Genomic DNA, 15,915 nt, shown 5'->3' on the forward strand with positions numbered 1-15,915 from the left:
GCCCCTCCTCGGCCCCGGCGCCCGCCCCGCGGCCCCCGCCCGTCCGCCCCGGCGCCCGCCCCGTGCCACCCCTCCGACGGCCCCGGACCGGTGCCTGTGGCCAACGTCTCATCGGCCGCGATCGGCCTCCTCCCGCCTTCCGCGCTCCGGTAGTCCGGGATCGCCTCCGACACCTGAGAGAATGTGGGACATGGCCTCTGTTCCTCCCCGTGTGCTCTCCGGAATCCAGCCCACCGCAGGCTCGTTCCACCTCGGCAACTACCTCGGTGCGGTTCGTCAGTGGGTCGCGCTGCAGGAGACCCACGACGCCTTCTACATGGTGGTGGACCTGCACGCGATCACGGTCCCGCAGGACCCCGCCGAGCTCCGCGCGAACACCCGGCTCGCCGCCGCCCAGCTCCTGGCCGCCGGGCTCGACCCCGAGCGCTGCACGCTCTTCGTCCAGAGCCACGTCCCCGAGCACGCCCAGCTCGGCTGGGTCATGAACTGCCTCACCGGCTTCGGCGAGGCCTCCCGCATGACCCAGTTCAAGGACAAGTCCGCCAAGCAGGGCGCCGACCGGGCCACCGTCGGCCTCTTCACGTACCCGATCCTCCAGGTCGCCGACATCCTGCTCTACCAGGCCCACCAGGTCCCGGTCGGCGAGGACCAGCGCCAGCACATCGAGCTGACCCGCGACCTCGCGGAGCGCTTCAACGGCCGGTTCGGCGAGACGTTCACGATCCCGGCGCCGTACATCCTCAAGGAGACGGCGAAGATCTACGACCTGCAGGACCCGGCGATCAAGATGAGCAAGTCGGCGTCGACGCCGAAGGGCCTGATCAACCTCCTCGACGACCCGAAGACCACGGCGAAGAAGGTCAAGAGCGCGGTCACCGACACCGACACGGTGATCCGCTTCGACCCCGAGAACAAGCCCGGCGTCTCCAACCTCCTCACCATCCTCTCCACCCTCACCGGTACGCCGGTGCCGGAGCTGGAACAGGGGTACGAGGGCAAGATGTACGGCGCGCTGAAGACCGACCTCGCCGAGGTCATGGTGGACTTCGTCACGCCGTTCAGGACCCGGACGCAGGAATACCTGGACGACCCGGAGACGCTGGACTCCATCCTGGCCAAGGGCGCGGAGAAGGCCCGCGCGGTCGCCGCCGAGACCCTGGCCCGCACCTATGAGCGGATGGGCTTCCTGCCCGCGAAGCACTGACCGAGGACCCGGTCCGAGGACCCTGGCCACAGAGGTGGTGCAGGCCGCACACTGGCGGCTGCACCATCGTCACGGACGATTGAGGAGAGACGACGTGGGGACCGTAACGCTCGGCGTTTCGATCGCGGTCCCGGAGCCCTTCGGCAGCCTGCTCCAAGAGCTGCGCGCGGGCTTCGGGGATTCCGCCGCGCACGGCATCCCGACGCACGTCACCCTCCTCCCGCCGACCGAGGTGGACCCCGCCCGGCTCCCCGCCATCGAGGCCCACCTCACCGAGGTCGCCGCCGGGGTCCGCCCCTTCCCGATGCGGCTCGGCGGGACGGGCACGTTCCGCCCGCTGTCGCCGGTGGTCTACGTCCAGCTCGCCGAGGGCGTCTCGGCCTGCACCTGGCTCCAGCAGCGCGTCCGGGACGCCTCCGGCCCGCTCGTACGCGAGCTGCAGTTCCCGTACCACCCTCACGTCACCGTCGCGCACGGCATCTCCGAAGAGGCGATGGACCGGGCCTACGCCGAGCTGGCCGACTTCGAGGCGGCGTGGACCTGCTCCTCCTTCGCGCTCTACGAACAGGGCGCGGACGGCGTGTGGCGCAAGCTGTACGAGTACGGCTTCGGCGGCGGACGCCCCGCCTCCGCCGTCCCGGCCCAGGGCTCCCCGGTCGACACCCCGACCCCGGCCGCCGGCTGACGCCACCCGCCCGGGGCCCACGGGCCCGGACCCGTCCGGTCTCCTTCAGACCGGCAGCCGCCGGAAGAGCGCCCTCGGCGCGTGCCGCAGGGCCGACATCACCACCCGCAGCGCCCCCGGCACCCAGACCGTCTCCGAGCGGCGCCGCAGCCCCAGCTCGATCGCCGTGGCGACCGCCTCCGGGGTCGTCGCCAGCGGCGCCTCCTCGCGTCCCGCCGTCATCTTCGAGCGGACGAACCCGGGACGTACGACCATCACGTGCACCCCGGTCCCGTACAGCGCGTCCCCGAGTCCCTGCGCGAACGCGTCGAGACCGGCCTTGGACGAGCCGTAGATGAAGTTGGCGCGCCGGGCGCGCTCGCCCGCCACCGAGGAGAGCACCACCAGCGAGCCGTGCCCCTGCGACTGCAGGGCCCGGGCGCAGACCAGACCCGCCGAGACCGCCCCCGTGTAGTTGGTCTGGGCGACCCGGACGGCCGCGAGCGGGTCGGACTCGTCGCGGGCCTGGTCCCCGAGGACCCCGAAGGCGAGCAGCACCATGTCGATGTCGCCCTCCGTGAAGACCTTCCCGAGCCGCTCCTCGTGCGACTCGGGGTCCAGCGCGTCGAAGGGCACGACGTGGACGTCCGCGCCCAGCGCCCGCAGCGCGTCGGCGGCGGCCGCCAGGTCGGGGGAGGGCCGCCCGGCCAGCCAGACCGTCCGGGTGCGGCGGGCGATCAGCCGCCGGGCGGTGGCGAGGGCGATCTCGGACGTGCCGCCGAGTACGAGCAGGGACTGCGGGGTGCCGAAGGCGTCCTTCATGGCGATCAGGCTCCTCAGAGGGCGAGACGACGGGACAGGTCCGAGGTGAAGACCGAACGGGGGTCGAGTTCGGCGCGCAGCGCCTGGAAGTCGGCGAGCCGGGGGTACATCGTGTGCAGCACGTCCGGCCGCAGCCGGGAGTCCTTGGCGAGGTAGACCCGGCCGCCGGCGGCCGCGACCTCCTCGTCCAGCTCGTCGAGGAAGGCGCCGAGCCCGGTGAGCCCGGCGGGGATGTCCAGGGCGAGGGTCCAGCCGGGCATCGGGAAGGACAGCCAGCCCGGGTCGCCCTCGCCGAAGCGCTTCAGGACGGCGAGGAACGACGGGCAGCCGCGGCGGGCGATCCGCCGCACCACCCGGCGCAGCGTCTCCTCCCGTCCGTACCCGACCACGAACTGGTACTGGACGAAGCCGCCGCGGCCGTAGACCCGGTTCCAGTGCGGGACGCCGTCCAGCGGGTGGAAGAAGGTGGCGAGCCGCTGGAGCTCGCCGGTCCGCCGGAGCGGGGCCCTGCGGTACCAGAGCTCGTTGAAGACGCCGACGGTGGTGCGGCCGAGGAGCCCCTCGGGGAGGAGCGCGGGCGGGGCCGGGAGCCGCCCGGGCCGGAAGGCCAGGGGAGCGCGGCGGGCGCGGCGGGGGAGCGCGGCGTACGGCGCGTGGTCGCCGCGGGTGAGGACGGAGCGGCCGGTCGCCGCGCCGCGCGCCAGCAGGTCGATCCAGGCGACGGAGTAGCGGTAGCGGTGGTCGTCGGCGGTGAGCCGGGCCATCAGGTCGTCGAGATCGGTGGCCCGTTCGGTGTCGACCGTCATGAGCGAGGTCTCGACCGGGAGGAGCCGGAGGGTCGCGGAGAGGATCACCCCGGTCAGGCCCATGCCGCCGGCAGTGGCGTCGAAGAGGTCGGTGCCGGGGACGACGGTGCGGACGCGGCCGTCGGCGGTGAGGAGTTCCAGCGAGGCGACATGGCGGCTGAAGGAGCCGGAGACGTGGTGGTTCTTGCCGTGGATGTCGGCGCCGATCGCGCCGCCGACGGTGACGTACCGGGTCCCGGGGGTGACGGGGACGAACCAACCCAGCGGCAGCAGCACCTCCATCAGGCGGTGCAGGCTGACCCCGGCGTCGCAGACGACGACGCCGGCGACGGCGTCGACGGTACGCACGCGGTCGAGCCCGGTCATGTCCAGGACGGAGCCGCCGGCGTTCTGGGCGGCGTCGCCGTAGGCCCGGCCGAGCCCCCGGGCGATGGAGCCGCGGGCGCCGCCCGCGCGGACGGCGGCGGCCGCCTCCCGCGGAGTGCGGGGCCGGTACACCCGGGCGAGCGTCGGCGCGGTGCGCCCCCACCCGGTGAGGGGCTCGGCATCGTCCAGCACCTCGACGCCGTCCAGGACCCCGGCATCGTCCAGCACCTCGGCGCCGGGCGGGGGTTCGGCGCCGGGGGGCGGCTCCGCGGCGGCGGCGGGTGGGGGCTCGGTGACGGTCTCGGCAGCCATGAAGGCGACCGTATCGCCCCGAGTATCGCTTATGCCTGGTTTGCCCTTCGGTTCGCCGAATGGGTGATTAAAGGAGTGTCAGGAAAGATTGCCGTGCGGTCGGCCACCCCTCGGGCCAGAGTCGCCCCTGGCGGACCGAGTGACCGGGGAGGCGGCGTTTCGATGCGATACGCGGACTGGGCCGGGGCCGAGAGGCGACTCCTGGCCCTCCTGCGCGGCTGCGGCCACCGCCCACCGGTGGCGACGGCCGCCCGCGCCCTGTCGTACGCCGGCGAGCACGGCGCCCTCTGGCTCGCCGCCGGGCTCACGGGCGCCGCCGCGGACCGGGAGCGCCGGATCGCCTGGCTGCGCGGCACCGCCCTGATCGGCGCGGCCCACCTCACGAGCATGGCCGTCAAACGGCTGGTACGCCGGCCCCGGCCGGGCCCGGAGCCGTACGCGCCGCTGGTCCGCACGGCCGGCCGGCACTCCTTCCCCAGCTCCCACGCCACCTCCGCCGCGGCCGCCGCCGTCGCCCTCGGCACCCTGCGCCCACCGGGCCGCCGCCTGCTCGTCCCGGCCGCCGCCGCGATGTGCCTCTCCCGCCTCGTCGTCGGCGTCCACTACCCCACGGACGTGGCCGCGGGCGCCCTCCTCGGCGCCGCGACGGCCACCGCGGGCCGCCGCTGGCTGGCCCCGGGCCCGCGGTGGACACCGTGACCGAGCACCCCGGCGGCGCCGGGACCGCACTGCTCGACAAGCCCGCCGTCGTACGGGAACGGCGGTACGCCGAGGGCCCGCGGGCGCTCGCCCTCCCCGTCGGGCTCCTGCGCACCGCACGCCCCCGGCAGTGGGTCAAGAACCTCCTCGTCGTCGCCGCCCCCGCCGCCGCCGGCCAGCTCGGCTCCTGGCACACCGCCGCCCGACTCGCCCTCGTCTTCGCCCTCTTCACGGCCGCCGCCTCCGCCGTCTACCTCGTCAACGACGCCCGCGACGCCGACGCCGACCGCGCCCACCCCGTCAAATGCCGTCGCCCCGTGGCCGTCGGGCTCGTCCCCGTGCCGCTCGCCTACACCGCCGGCGCCGCCCTCGGCCTCGGCGCCGCCGTCGCGAGCGCGGTCCTGTGCACCCCCATGACCGCCGCGCTGCTCGTCGCGTACCTCGTCATGCAGGGCGCGTACTGCCTCCGCCTGAAACACGTCCTCGTCGTCGACCTGGCCGTCGTCACCACCGGCTTCCTGATGCGCGCCATGATCGGCGGGGTCGCGCTCTCCATTCCGCTCTCCCGCTGGTTCCTCATCACCACCGGCTTCGGCGCCCTCTTCATGGTCGCCGCCAAGCGGTACTCCGAGGCCGTCCAGATGGAGAGCGCGCAGGGGGCGACCCGGGCGCTGCTCACCCAGTACACGACCGGCTACCTCCGCTTCGTCTGGCAACTGGCCGCCGGGGTCGCCGTCCTCGGCTACTGCCTGTGGGCGCTGGAGAGCGGCGGGGTCGCCAACGGCTCTCTGCTCCCCTGGCGCCAACTCTCCATGATCGCCTTCATCCTGGCGGTGCTGCGCTACGCCGTCTTCGCCGACCGCGGCACGGCGGGCGCCCCCGAGGACGTGGTGCTGCACGACCGCCCGCTCGCGGTCATCGGTCTGGCGTGGGCGGCGATGTACGGCATGGCGGTCACGGACCTGTGACCGCTCACGGACCGGCGACCGGGCCCGGACCGGCGACCGGCCCCGGCGCCGCCGACGGACCTTCGACCGCTCACGGACCCGTGACCGGATTCCGGCCCCCGGGGTAGGCGTACGACATGGACTGGCTGACCAAACTCCCCGTCATCGGCCCCTGGGCCGCCCGGCTCATGCGGACGCACGCCTGGCGCTCCTACGAGACCCTCGACGCGGCCCACTGGACGCGGCTCGCCGCCGCGATCACCTTCATCAGCTTCCTCGCCCTCTTCCCGCTGATCACCGTCGGCGCGGCGATCGGCGCCGCGCTCCTCACCGACAAGCAGCTCGACACGATCGAGGGGAAGATCTCCGAGCAGGTCCCGGGCATCTCCGAGCAGATCGACATCAACGCGCTGGTCGACAACGCCGGCACGATCGGGCTCGTCGCCGGCGCGCTGCTGCTCTTCACCGGCATCGGCTGGGTCGGCTCGATGCGGGACTGCCTGCGCGCGGTGTGGGACAAGGACGACGAGGACGAGGGCAACCCGGTCACCCGCAAGGCCAAGGACGCCGTCGTGCTCCTCGGCCTCGGCGGGGTGGGGCTCAGCTCGCTCGCCGCCTCCTCGCTCGGCTCCACCGCCGTCGGCTGGAGCGCCGAACAGCTCGGGATCTCCGGCGGCGGCGTGGGCGGGGTGCTGCTCCAGACCGCCGCGGTCGCCGTCGCCGCCGTCGCCGACTTCCTCATCCTGCTGTACGTCCTGACGCTGCTGCCCGGCGTCGAGCCGCCCCGCCGCCGCCTGATCGTGGCGGCGGTGATCGGCGCGATCGGCTTCGAGCTGCTGAAGCTGCTGCTCGGCGGCTATATGAGCGGGGTCGCGGCGAAGTCGATGTACGGCGCGTTCGGCGTGCCGGTCGCCCTGCTGCTGTGGATCAACTTCACCGCGAAGCTCATGCTGTTCTGCGCGGCCTGGACGGCTACGGGGTCTCTTTCCCGTCCTCGTCCTGAGGAGCCGAACGACGAACGATCAGCTCCGGCACCGGCCAGCGACGGTTGACGAGGAACACCGCGCCCACGAGCAGCGCCAGGGCGCAGCCGGCCACCGCGAGGGCCGTGCCCACCCCACCGGCCCGCTCGGCGACGGCGGCCTTGTCGACCCCGCCCGGAGGGGTCTTCCCCGGGGCCGCGTCCGTACCGGCGTCGACGTCCTCGACCGTTCCGTCGTCCGTGAGGGCGGACATCGGCGGGACCAGCTCGCCGACCGGCTTCACCTTGCCCGAGGCCGCGAAGCCCCAGTCCAGCAGGCGGGCGGTCTCCTTGTAGACCGCGTGCTGCTCCTTCGAGGACGGGTTCATCACCGTCACCAGCAGCACCTTGCCGTTGCGTTCCGCGACCCCGGTGAAGGTGGCTCCGGCGTGCGTGGTGTTGCCGTTCTTCACCCCGGCGATGCCCTGGTACGGCGGGATGCCGAAGTCGCCGGTGAGCAGCCGGTTGGTGTTCTGGATCTCGAAGGTCTCGCGCTTCTTGCCCGGCTTCAGCTCGCCCGGGAACTTCGCGCGGGCCGTCGCCGCGTACTCCCGGAAGTCCGGTTTCTGCATACCGCTGCGGGCGATCAGGGTGAGGTCGTACGCGGAGGAGAGCTGGCTCGGCGCGTCGTAGCCGTCCGGGGAGACGACGAAGGTGTCGAGCGCCTGGAGCTCGGTGGCACGGGCGTTCATGTCCCGCACGGTCTGCGGGATGCCGCCGTTCATGGCGCTCAGGACCCGGACGGCGTCGTTGCCTGAGCGCAGGAAGACCCCCAGCCAGAGGTCGTGGACCGAGTAGGTCTGCTTCTCCTTGACGCCCACCAGGCTGGAGCCGGCGCCGATGCCCGCGAGGTCGGCGGGCAGGACGGTGTGGCTCGTCGTCCTCGGGAACTTCGGCAGGAGCGTGTCCGCGAAGAGCATCTTGAGCGTGGAGGCGGGGGCGAGGCGCCAGTGGGAGTTGTGCGCGGCGAGGACGTCCCCGGTCTCCGCGTCCGCGACGATCCACGACCGCCCGCTCAGCTCCTTGGGCAGCACCGGAGCGCCGGGCCCGAGCTGGACCTGGGTCCCGGGCCTGCCGAGCAGCGCACCGCCGACGTGCGACATCAGGGCGGGCGGCTGGGGCTGGACCTCCTCCTTCTTCTTGTCCGGCGTGGGCTCCGCGACGGCGGGCGCGGCGGTGAGGAGGGGCAGCAGCGCGGCGGCGGCGACGGCGGCGGTGACCGTCCATACGGACTTTTTCGAAGCAGGCACGATCGAGAACGTACATGCCGCCCGGAGTCTTCCGAACCCCGCCGGGCGGTCCACCCCCTCCCGTCCACCCGGACGCGGGGCCCGCGGGGCGGGTGAGGATACTGGGGACATGAAGCTCAGCCGGCCCGTCTCCTGGTTCCTGCTCGCGTTCGGGGTGTGGAGCTGGTTCATCTGGATCACTTTCATCAAGAACCTATGGAACGACGGGAGCGGGCTCGCGTTCGACGACGCGGGCGATCCGACGGCCTACTTCTGGGTTCATCTGCTGCTCGCCGTGACGTCCTTTGTCTTGGGGACGGTGATCGGCGTGATCGGGTTGCGTGGCGTGCGCGCATGGCGTCGCGCACGCGGATAGGGGTTACGAAGCGTGGTCGTCCTGCTGCTGGTTCTCGTCGCGGTACTCGCCCTGCTGGGCGGCGTCCACTGGTACGTGTGGCGGCGCCTGGTCCGCGATGTGACCGCTCGTGGCGGGGTGGCCCGGCGCCTGGGGACGGCGGCCGCGTTCGTGCTTCCCGTCCTGTCGGTCTCCGCCCTCGCCTCCTCCCGGGCCGGCGCCCCCTTCTGGCTGCAGCAGGTCGTGGCCTGGCCGGGCTTCCTCTGGCTGGCCGTCCTGCTCTACGTGACGCTGGCCCTGGTGGTCGGCGAGGCGGTCCGCCCCCTCCTGCGCCGGTGGCTGGAGCGGCGTGCGGTCGCGGCCGGGGAGAGCGGGCCGAGCGCGGCTGACCAGGCCGCCGCGGAGGCCGGGTCGCGGGTGCCGGTCGCCAGCGGTGCCGGCGCTCCCGCGACGACCACCGTCGCCCCCGAGGCCCCGGCCGCCCCGGCCGCCTCGACCCCGGCAGCCCCTGAGGCCCCGGCAGCCTCGGCCGCCCCTGAGGCCCCGGACGCGACCCCCGCCGCCGTCTCCCGGCGGCTGTTCGTCTCGCGGGCCGTCGGCGGAGCCGCCGCCGCGGCCGCCCTCGGGACCGTCGGCTACGGCACCTACGGCGTGCTGCGCGGGCCGCGCGTCAAGCGGGTCACCGTGCCGCTCGCCAAGCTGCCCCGCTCCGCCCACGGCTACCGCATCGCCGTCGTCTCCGACATCCACATCGGGCCCATCCTCGGCCGCGCCCACACCCAGCGCATCGTCGACACCATCAACGCCGCCCAGCCCGACCTCGTCGCCGTCGTCGGCGACCTCGTCGACGGCACCGTGGAGAACCTCGGTTCCGCCGCCGAGCCGCTCGCGCGGCTCCGGGCCCGGCACGGCTCCTTCTTCGTCACCGGCAACCACGAGTACTTCTCGGGCGCCGACGCCTGGGTCGACCACGTCCGCGACCTCGGCCTGCGCCCGCTGCGCAACGCCCGGACCGAGATCGCCGCGGGCTTCGACCTGGCGGGCGTCGACGACATCGCCGGCGAGAGCGAGGGGCAGGGCCCCGACTTCGCCACCGCGCTGGGCGACCGCGACCGCGCCCGGGCCGCCGTGCTCCTCGCCCACCAGCCGGTCGTCATCCACGACGCCGTCCGCCACGGCGTCGACCTCCAGCTCTCCGGCCACACCCACGGCGGCCAGCTCTGGCCGGGCAACTTCCTCGCCGAACTCGCCAATCCGACCGTCGCGGGCCTGGAGCGGTACGGCGACACCCAGCTCTACGTCTCCCGGGGAGCGGGCGCGTGGGGACCTCCGGTCCGGGTCGGCGCGCCCTCCGACATCACCCTCGTCCAGCTGGCGTCCCCGCAGGCCTGACCCCGCCGCCGTACGGGGGGACGTAGACCGAAACGTACTGGTCAGTCACCTGAAGTCTGATTTCCCGGACATATGCATGCATTGTGAAGGTTTACTCTTCCACCAGTGAAGACCTTGTGATTGGGTGTCGCCATCGCGGCAGGCCGGGTGCCGCCGCGGCAGGGGTGGGCTCGACAAAAGGAAACACGGCAATGCGGTCGACGGTCCGTCTGCGGATCCTCATCACATGTGGAGTTCTGGTGGCGGCCGGGGTGGGCGGCTGGCAGCTGCTGCCGTCCGACGACACCCGGACCGATCCCGTCAGCGTGGGCACCACCGACGAGGTGACCTCCCTGGACCCGGCCGGTGCCTACGACGCCGGCTCCTGGGCCATGTACAGCAACGTCTACCAGTCGCTGCTCACCTTCAAGACCGGGTTCACCACCCCGGTCCCCGACGCCGCCGAGCGCTGCGCGTTCGTCGGCGCGAAGCTCACGACGTACCGCTGCGACCTCCGCGACGACCTCACCTTCTCCAACGGCCGCAAGGTGACCGGCGAGGACGTGAAGTACTCGTTCGAGCGGATGATGCAGATCAAGGCGGACGTCGGTCCGCAGCCGCTCTTCCCGACCCTGAAGAGCGTCGTGGCCGACGGCCGGACGGTGACCTTCCAGCTCAGCGCCCGGGACGCCACCTTCCCGCTCAAGCTCGCCACGGGCGCCGGCTCGATCGTCGACCGCAGCCAGTACCCGGCGGGCAAGCTGCGCGGGGACCTCGCGGTCGACGGGTCGGGACCGTACGTCCTCAAGGAGTACAAGCCCGGCGAGAGCGCGCGGCTGGAGCCCAACCCGCGCTACCGGGGCGCGGTCACCAAGACCGGCGGCCCGGTCGTCGTCAAGTACTTCACCACCTCCGACGAGCTGGCCACCGCCTGGCAGGCCGGGCAGGTCGACGTGACGCACCGGCAGATGCCGCCGAAGTTCCTCTCGGACCTCGGCGAAACCAGGAAGAACAGCGGCCGGATCACGGAGGCGGACAGCCCCGAGATCCGCAACCTGAACTTCAACGTGCGCTCCGGCTCGCCGATGGCGGAGAAGGCGGTGCGGCAGGCCGTCGCGGCCGTGATCGACCGTCCGGAGATCGTCACCGGCGCCTACCAGGGCACAGTCGAGCCGCTGTACTCGCTGATCCCGCAGGGCTTCATCGGCCACAGCACCGCGTTCTACGACGCCTATCCCGAGCCGTCCGCGAAGAAGGCCAAGAGCCTGCTCGGGAAGGCGGACGTCGAGACGCCGGTGTCCTTCACCCTCGCGCACCGCAAGGACGCCGCCTACGCCGCCGAGGCCGCCGAGCTGAAGCGCCAGCTGGAGGAGACCGGCCTGTTCGAGGTCGAGGTCGTCGAGGCGGAGTGGCAGGACTTCCAGAAGGCGTACGCGAAGGGCGACTACGACGCCTACACCGTCGGCTGGCTCCCGGACTTCCCCGACTCCGACAACTTCACCGCCCCGCTGGTCGGCACCGGCAACAGCCTCCACAGCGGATTCGCCAACGGTCGGATCGACTCCCTGATCGCCGCGACCCAGCAGTACAGCGACCGCGCCGCCGCCGCCAACGACTTCGAGGCCATCCAGCTGGAGGTCGCGAAGGAGGTCCCGCTGGTGCCGCTGTGGCAGAAGAAGGACTACGTCCTGGCGACGGAGGACGTCGCCGGCTCGCAGTACCTGACGGACGGCACGGGCATCTGGCGGCTCTGGGAACTGACCTGGATCTAGGGCGGGTTCCGACCGCCCCGGCCGATGCCCGCGCCCCGTCCTACTTCTCGGGCTTGGTGACGTCCTTGCCCGGCGCCTTCTTGGACGGGACGCGCTTCGCGGTCTTCGTCAGGACCGCCTGCGGCTTGCCCGAGGCGGCCATGCCCGCGGCCGTCGGCATGAAGTCGGCCAGCAGGTCGTGGGTCTCCCGGACGAGCGGGCGCAGCAGACGGAAGCGGGAGAGGCTGATCGCCCGGGCGGTGACGGGGGAGAGCCGTTCGACCAGGCGCCTGCTGTTGGCGGCCCCCTCGGACCGGTCGTACACCCAGAACAGCACCAGGCCCATCTGCTGGAGCCACAGCAACTGCGGCAGGGGCTCGGCCAGTTCGGGGTCGATCTTCACCGACGCCCCGGAGATGACCCGGCGGTGGACGTCGATCGCGGCTTCGCGCGGGCCCTCCGACTCGGGGGAGAAGGGGCTGAGCGGGCTGTCCGGGTCGGCGGCGTTTTTGAAGAACTGGGCCGCGAACTCGTGGTACGGCTCGGCGATGTCGAGCCAGCCGAGGAGGACCCCGCGGATGCGGGCCGTGAGGTCCTTCTCGTCGCCGTCGAGGATTCCCTGGACCGCCGCCTGGTGTTCCTCGGCGATCCGGTCGTAGAAGCCCTGGACGAGGTGTTCCTTGGAGGAGAAGTAGTAGTACGCGTTGCCGACGGAGACCCCGGCCTCCTGGGCGATGGCCCGCATCGTCGTCTTGTCGTAGCCGCGCTCCCTGAAGAGCCGGAGGGCGGTCTCGAGGATGAGGGTGCGGGTCTGCTCGCTCTTGGGGGCCTTCGCCGGGGCCGTGGCCGGGGCGCCGGCCGGGGCCGTGGCGTCGGCCGTGGTCGGGTCCGGGGTCCCGTCGGGCTTCTCTTCCTTCGCGTCCTTCACAGTGCCCGAGCCTAACCGGGGACGCCGGGCGCCTCGCACCGCCCGTCCTCGCAGGGCGGTCCGTCGCCTTCCTTGAGCGCCTCGCGCCATTTCGCGGCGGCGAGGACGGTCGCCCGGGCGAAGGGCCGGCCGGCCGGTGTGGCCAGCCAGTGGGCCTTGGGCCGGTGTTCGGCCAGGGCCCACAGGCAGACGATCCAGGCGGAGACGGAACGGTAGACCTGCCCCCGGTCCCCGATCACGGTGATCTCCCGCAGGGTGGACGCGTGGTCGAGGCCGGGGAAGCGCCGCCGGGCCTCGCGCGAGGCGGCCGGGACGAGGTCCAGCGGGACGAGGTGGCGCTGCCGCAGGAGCCAGTGCCGCAGGTGGACGCAGAGCGGGCAGTCGGCGTCGTACAGCACGGTCAGGCGGTGGACGGGCGTGACCGGCCGTACGGCCCCCGCGCGGGCGGGATGGCCGATGGGCCCGTGCGGCGGCGGTGCCGGTGCCCATGCCCATGCCTGCGCCTGTGCCGGTGCCTGTCCCTGGGCCGGTGTCGGTGCCCGGGTCTGTCCCTGGTCCGGTGCCGGGGTCGTCATGGGTGCCTCACGCTCCGGGGGCGGGCGGCGCCCAGGCACCCGCGGCGGTCCCGGTCCAGCCCTGCGGCGGCACCGGCGGCACCTGCTCGCGCTCCATCACCCCGCGGCGGCGGATCTTGTTGAGGACGTAGACGTTGCCGAGGTGCATCACACCGAGGACGAGCAGGACGACCCCGAGCTTGACGGAGAGGGCCTCGAAGAGCGCCCGGGCGTCGAGGACGGCGTCCTCCTGGCTCAGATAGAGCGCCACGAAGCCGAAGTTGACGAGGTAGAAGCCGACCACCAGGAGGTGGTTCACGCCGTCGGCGAGCTTTTCGTTGCCGTGCAGGACGTCGGCGAGGAAGACCTTGCCGTTGCGGCTGAGCGTACGGGCGACCCAGATGGTGAGAGCCACGCTGATCAGCAGGTAGACGATGTACGCGATGACAGTGAGGTCCATGCCCCACGCTCCCTTGAACGCGTTCAAATGCTGGCGTCTCCGACTGTAGGGCCTTCCTTGAACATGTTCAAGTGCGTTGAGGGGTTCGGTACGGGCCCGGGACCGAGGCCCGAAAAGCGGAGGCGGCGGGCGCGGTGGGCGCCTAGGGTCGCGCGGATGACGCTCTTTCACGACGTGGCCGGTGAAGGCCCCTCCGCCGTCGTCCTCCTGCATTCCGGTGTCTGCGACCGGCGCATGTGGGACGCGCAGTTCACGGCCCTGGCCGACGCCGGGCACCGGGTGGTGCGCTGCGACCTGCGCGGCTTCGGCGAGACCCCCGTCGACCGGCCGCACACGCACAGCGAGGACCTGCGCGACCTGCTGGACGCCCTCGGTGTCGAGCGGGCCGCCCTGGTCGCCTCCTCCTTCGGCGCCGTCGTCGCCCTGGAGTTCGCGGCCCGCCACTCCGGACGGGTCTCCGCGCTGGCGCTGCTCTGCCCCAACGCGCCCGACCACGAGCCGAGCGCGGAGCTGCGGGCCTGGGGCGCGCGTGAGGACGCGCTGATCGACGCCGGGGAGCTGGACGCCGCCGTGGCCCTCAACGTCGACACCTGGCTCGGGCCGGAGGCGGGGGACGGGGCCCGCGCGCTGGTGGGCGCGATGCAGCGGCGTGCCTTCGAGGTGCAGCTGGCCGCACCCGAGGAGTTCGCTCCCGTCGATCCCGGGGTCGGCACGGCGGAACTGGCCGCGATCGACGTGCCCTGCCTCGTCGTCTCCGGCGCCCACGACATCCCCGACTTCCGCGCCGTGGCGGCCCGCCTCGCCGGCCTCCTCCCGGCGGCCCGCCTCCTCGAACTGGACTGGGCGGGCCATCTCCCCTCCCTGGAACGCCCGGAGGAGACGACGGGGCTGCTCGTGGAGTTCCTGGCCCCCGCCCTGGCCTCCGCCCGGGCGTCCTGACCGGCCGGTCGCATCGGAGCCCACCCGAAGCCGCCGACGGGCCTCCCACGGCCGCCGAGGGGGCCTCCCCCGCCGCCGAGGGCGCTCCTGCCGGCCGCACCGCGCGGTAGCGCCCCACGCCAAGGCCGGCGCACCCGCCCCACACCCCCGGCCGGCGCGCCCGCCCCACACCCCCGGCCGGCGCGCCCGCCCCACGCCCCGGCCGGGCGCCCGGTCAGCGGGTGGTGCCGAAGCGCCGTACCCCCGGCACCAGTGCCGTGCCCAGGCAGCAGCCGCCCACCACCACCGCGGCCGTGATCAGCGGCACGCGCGGCCCCCAGGCGGAGGTGGCGAGCGGGGCGAGGGCGTAGCCCAGGGGCATCGCGGCCAGGGAGAGCAGCCAGTCGTAGGAGGTGACCCGGGCCAGCGCGTGTGCCGGGACCGCCTCCTGGACGGCGGTCTCCCAGACCGGCGAGAGGAAGCCGAGTCCGGCCTGCGCGATCCCGTACGAGGCGATGGCCACCGGCGCCGGGGCGGGGAGGGCGAGGAGCACCAGCGGCAGGGCGTACGTCGCGAGGCCGAGGTTGGCCGCCAGGATCGGGCGCCGGGGCCGCATCCGGTCGGCCGTGAGGGCCCCGAGGAGGTAGCCCACGGCGCCGACCTGGAGGAAGACCACCCAGGCCGTGCGGCCGCCGAGTTGGGTGAGGGCGATGGCCGGGCCGAGGGTCATCAGGACGGCGGCGGCGCCGTTCCAGGCGCTGTGGCCGATGAGGCTGGTCCAGTACCAGTCGCGGGAGCGGACCTCCCGCCAGCCCTCGGCGAGGTCCGCGCGGAGGGAGCGGCGGGGGATCCGCACCCGTGTGACCCGTACGGCGCCGAGCAGGGCCGCGCTGAGCGCGAAGGTCGCCGCGTCCAGGACGAAGGCCCAGCCGGGCCCTACGGTCACGATCAGCGCGCCGGCGAGCGCGGGGCCGCCGATCCGGGTCGCGCTGTGGGCCACGCCGAGTGCGGCGTTGGCGCGTTGGAGCGCCTCGGGGGCGACCGTTCCCTTGACCAGCGGGGAGCCGGTGGGCATGGCGAAGGCCCCGGCGGCGCCGCCGGCCACCTCGGCGGCGGCGATGACCCAGAGGGTCGGCTCACCGCTCAGCAGCTGGACGCCGACGAGGAGTTGGGTGGCGCAGCGCACGAGGTCGCCGGCCAGGGCCACCGTACGGGCGTCGAAGCGGTCCGCGACGACACCGCCCACGGGCAGCAGGAGCAGCTTGGGGACCATCGCGCAGGCCAGGACGAGCGCGAGCGCCGAGGTCGAACCGGTTGCCTCCCAGACGGCGATGGCGAGTGCGGCGGGGATGGCCGCGTCCCCGAGGAGGGAGAGGGAGCGGGCGGTCAGGAGCAGCCGGAAGGGCCGGCCCCGCAGGGGGTGGGGTACGGCCTTCGGGGGTGCCGGGGCGGCTGCCGGGGGCGACGCGGACGCGGAGGGGTCGGGCATGGACCCCAAGGTATTTCGA

16 protein-coding genes are annotated in these 15,915 nt (G+C 73.4%); 9 read left to right on the forward strand and 7 right to left on the reverse strand.

What is annotated here, in order from left to right; translation table 11 throughout:
* Window positions 1-190: 190 nt before the first annotated feature.
* Complete coding sequence (trpS, locus tag ACZ6RC_RS07925) at window positions 191-1,204, forward strand: tryptophan--tRNA ligase (RefSeq protein WP_391139605.1); 1,014 nt, start codon at window positions 191-193, stop codon at window positions 1,202-1,204.
* Window positions 1,205-1,298: 94 nt separating this feature from the next.
* Window positions 1,299-1,889, forward strand: a complete 591-nt coding sequence (locus ACZ6RC_RS07930; protein ID WP_391139604.1) for a 2'-5' RNA ligase family protein — start codon at window positions 1,299-1,301, stop codon at window positions 1,887-1,889.
* Window positions 1,890-1,934: 45 nt separating this feature from the next.
* Here the strand turns inward: ACZ6RC_RS07930 and ACZ6RC_RS07935 are convergent, their stop codons facing one another.
* Complete coding sequence (locus ACZ6RC_RS07935; protein ID WP_453613105.1) at window positions 1,935-2,690, reverse strand: decaprenylphospho-beta-D-erythro-pentofuranosid-2-ulose 2-reductase; 756 nt, start codon at window positions 2,688-2,690, stop codon at window positions 1,935-1,937.
* Window positions 2,691-2,704: 14 nt separating this feature from the next.
* Entirely contained in the window at window positions 2,705-4,174 is a 1,470-nt protein-coding gene (locus ACZ6RC_RS07940; RefSeq protein WP_469579988.1) for an FAD-binding protein, read from the reverse strand.
* A 162-nt stretch (window positions 4,175-4,336) separates the two neighbouring features.
* Between ACZ6RC_RS07940 and ACZ6RC_RS07945 the strand changes: the two genes are divergently transcribed.
* The 3 genes from ACZ6RC_RS07945 (at window position 4,337) to ACZ6RC_RS07955 (ending at window position 6,872) form a co-directional block, all read left to right on the forward strand.
* Window positions 4,337-4,873, forward strand: a complete 537-nt coding sequence (locus ACZ6RC_RS07945; RefSeq protein ID WP_469579990.1) for a phosphatase PAP2 family protein — start codon at window positions 4,337-4,339, stop codon at window positions 4,871-4,873.
* Window positions 4,870-5,841 carry a decaprenyl-phosphate phosphoribosyltransferase gene (locus ACZ6RC_RS07950; RefSeq protein ID WP_391139600.1) on the forward strand — a complete coding sequence of 324 codons (972 nt, stop codon included), beginning with the start codon at window positions 4,870-4,872 and terminating at the stop codon, window positions 5,839-5,841. The genes ACZ6RC_RS07945 and ACZ6RC_RS07950 overlap by 4 nt, the downstream gene beginning before the upstream one ends.
* 116 nt (window positions 5,842-5,957) lie before the next feature.
* Complete coding sequence (locus ACZ6RC_RS07955; RefSeq protein WP_469579993.1) at window positions 5,958-6,872, forward strand: YihY/virulence factor BrkB family protein; 915 nt, start codon at window positions 5,958-5,960, stop codon at window positions 6,870-6,872.
* On the opposite strand, the gene ACZ6RC_RS07960 is transcribed toward ACZ6RC_RS07955, so the two are convergent.
* Window positions 6,793-8,091, reverse strand: coding sequence for a D-alanyl-D-alanine carboxypeptidase family protein (locus ACZ6RC_RS07960; protein ID WP_469579994.1), 1,299 nt, complete (start codon window positions 8,089-8,091; stop codon window positions 6,793-6,795). The genes ACZ6RC_RS07955 and ACZ6RC_RS07960 overlap by 80 nt on opposite strands.
* Before the next feature lie 109 nt (window positions 8,092-8,200).
* On the opposite strand from ACZ6RC_RS07960, the gene ACZ6RC_RS07965 reads away from it, so the two are divergent.
* From ACZ6RC_RS07965 to ACZ6RC_RS07975, 3 genes are all read left to right on the forward strand, one after another.
* On the forward strand, window positions 8,201-8,446 hold the full coding sequence (locus ACZ6RC_RS07965; RefSeq protein WP_469579996.1) for an SCO4848 family membrane protein: 246 nt from the start codon (window positions 8,201-8,203) through the stop codon (window positions 8,444-8,446).
* Window positions 8,447-8,458: 12 nt separating this feature from the next.
* On the forward strand, window positions 8,459-9,817 hold the full coding sequence (locus ACZ6RC_RS07970) for a metallophosphoesterase (protein WP_469579998.1): 1,359 nt from the start codon (window positions 8,459-8,461) through the stop codon (window positions 9,815-9,817).
* 191 nt (window positions 9,818-10,008) lie between these two features.
* Window positions 10,009-11,568, forward strand: a complete 1,560-nt coding sequence (locus tag ACZ6RC_RS07975; protein ID WP_469580000.1) for an ABC transporter substrate-binding protein — start codon at window positions 10,009-10,011, stop codon at window positions 11,566-11,568.
* A 40-nt stretch (window positions 11,569-11,608) separates the two neighbouring features.
* On the opposite strand, the gene ACZ6RC_RS07980 is transcribed toward ACZ6RC_RS07975, so the two are convergent.
* The 3 genes from ACZ6RC_RS07980 to ACZ6RC_RS07990 all read right to left on the reverse strand — a co-directional run bounded on the left by ACZ6RC_RS07980 (window position 11,609) and on the right by ACZ6RC_RS07990 (window position 13,489).
* Window positions 11,609-12,346 (reverse strand): TetR/AcrR family transcriptional regulator, encoded by a 738-nt coding sequence (locus tag ACZ6RC_RS07980; RefSeq protein ID WP_469580800.1) that lies wholly within the window; start codon window positions 12,344-12,346, stop codon window positions 11,609-11,611.
* 140 nt (window positions 12,347-12,486) lie between these two features.
* Window positions 12,487-12,933, reverse strand: coding sequence for a thiol-disulfide oxidoreductase DCC family protein (locus ACZ6RC_RS07985; protein ID WP_469580803.1), 447 nt, complete (start codon window positions 12,931-12,933; stop codon window positions 12,487-12,489).
* A gap of 124 nt (window positions 12,934-13,057) precedes the next feature.
* Window positions 13,058-13,489, reverse strand: a complete 432-nt coding sequence (locus ACZ6RC_RS07990) for a hypothetical protein (RefSeq protein WP_469580002.1) — start codon at window positions 13,487-13,489, stop codon at window positions 13,058-13,060.
* Window positions 13,490-13,645: 156 nt separating this feature from the next.
* Between ACZ6RC_RS07990 and ACZ6RC_RS07995 the strand changes: the two genes are divergently transcribed.
* On the forward strand, window positions 13,646-14,428 hold the full coding sequence (locus tag ACZ6RC_RS07995; protein WP_469580004.1) for an alpha/beta fold hydrolase: 783 nt from the start codon (window positions 13,646-13,648) through the stop codon (window positions 14,426-14,428).
* 214 nt (window positions 14,429-14,642) lie between these two features.
* Here the strand turns inward: ACZ6RC_RS07995 and ACZ6RC_RS08000 are convergent, their stop codons facing one another.
* Entirely contained in the window at window positions 14,643-15,896 is a 1,254-nt protein-coding gene (locus ACZ6RC_RS08000) for an MFS transporter (protein ID WP_469580006.1), read from the reverse strand.
* Window positions 15,897-15,915 lie beyond the last annotated feature (19 nt).

The sequence above is a fragment of the Streptomyces sp. NPDC048353 genome (assembly GCF_055587165.1).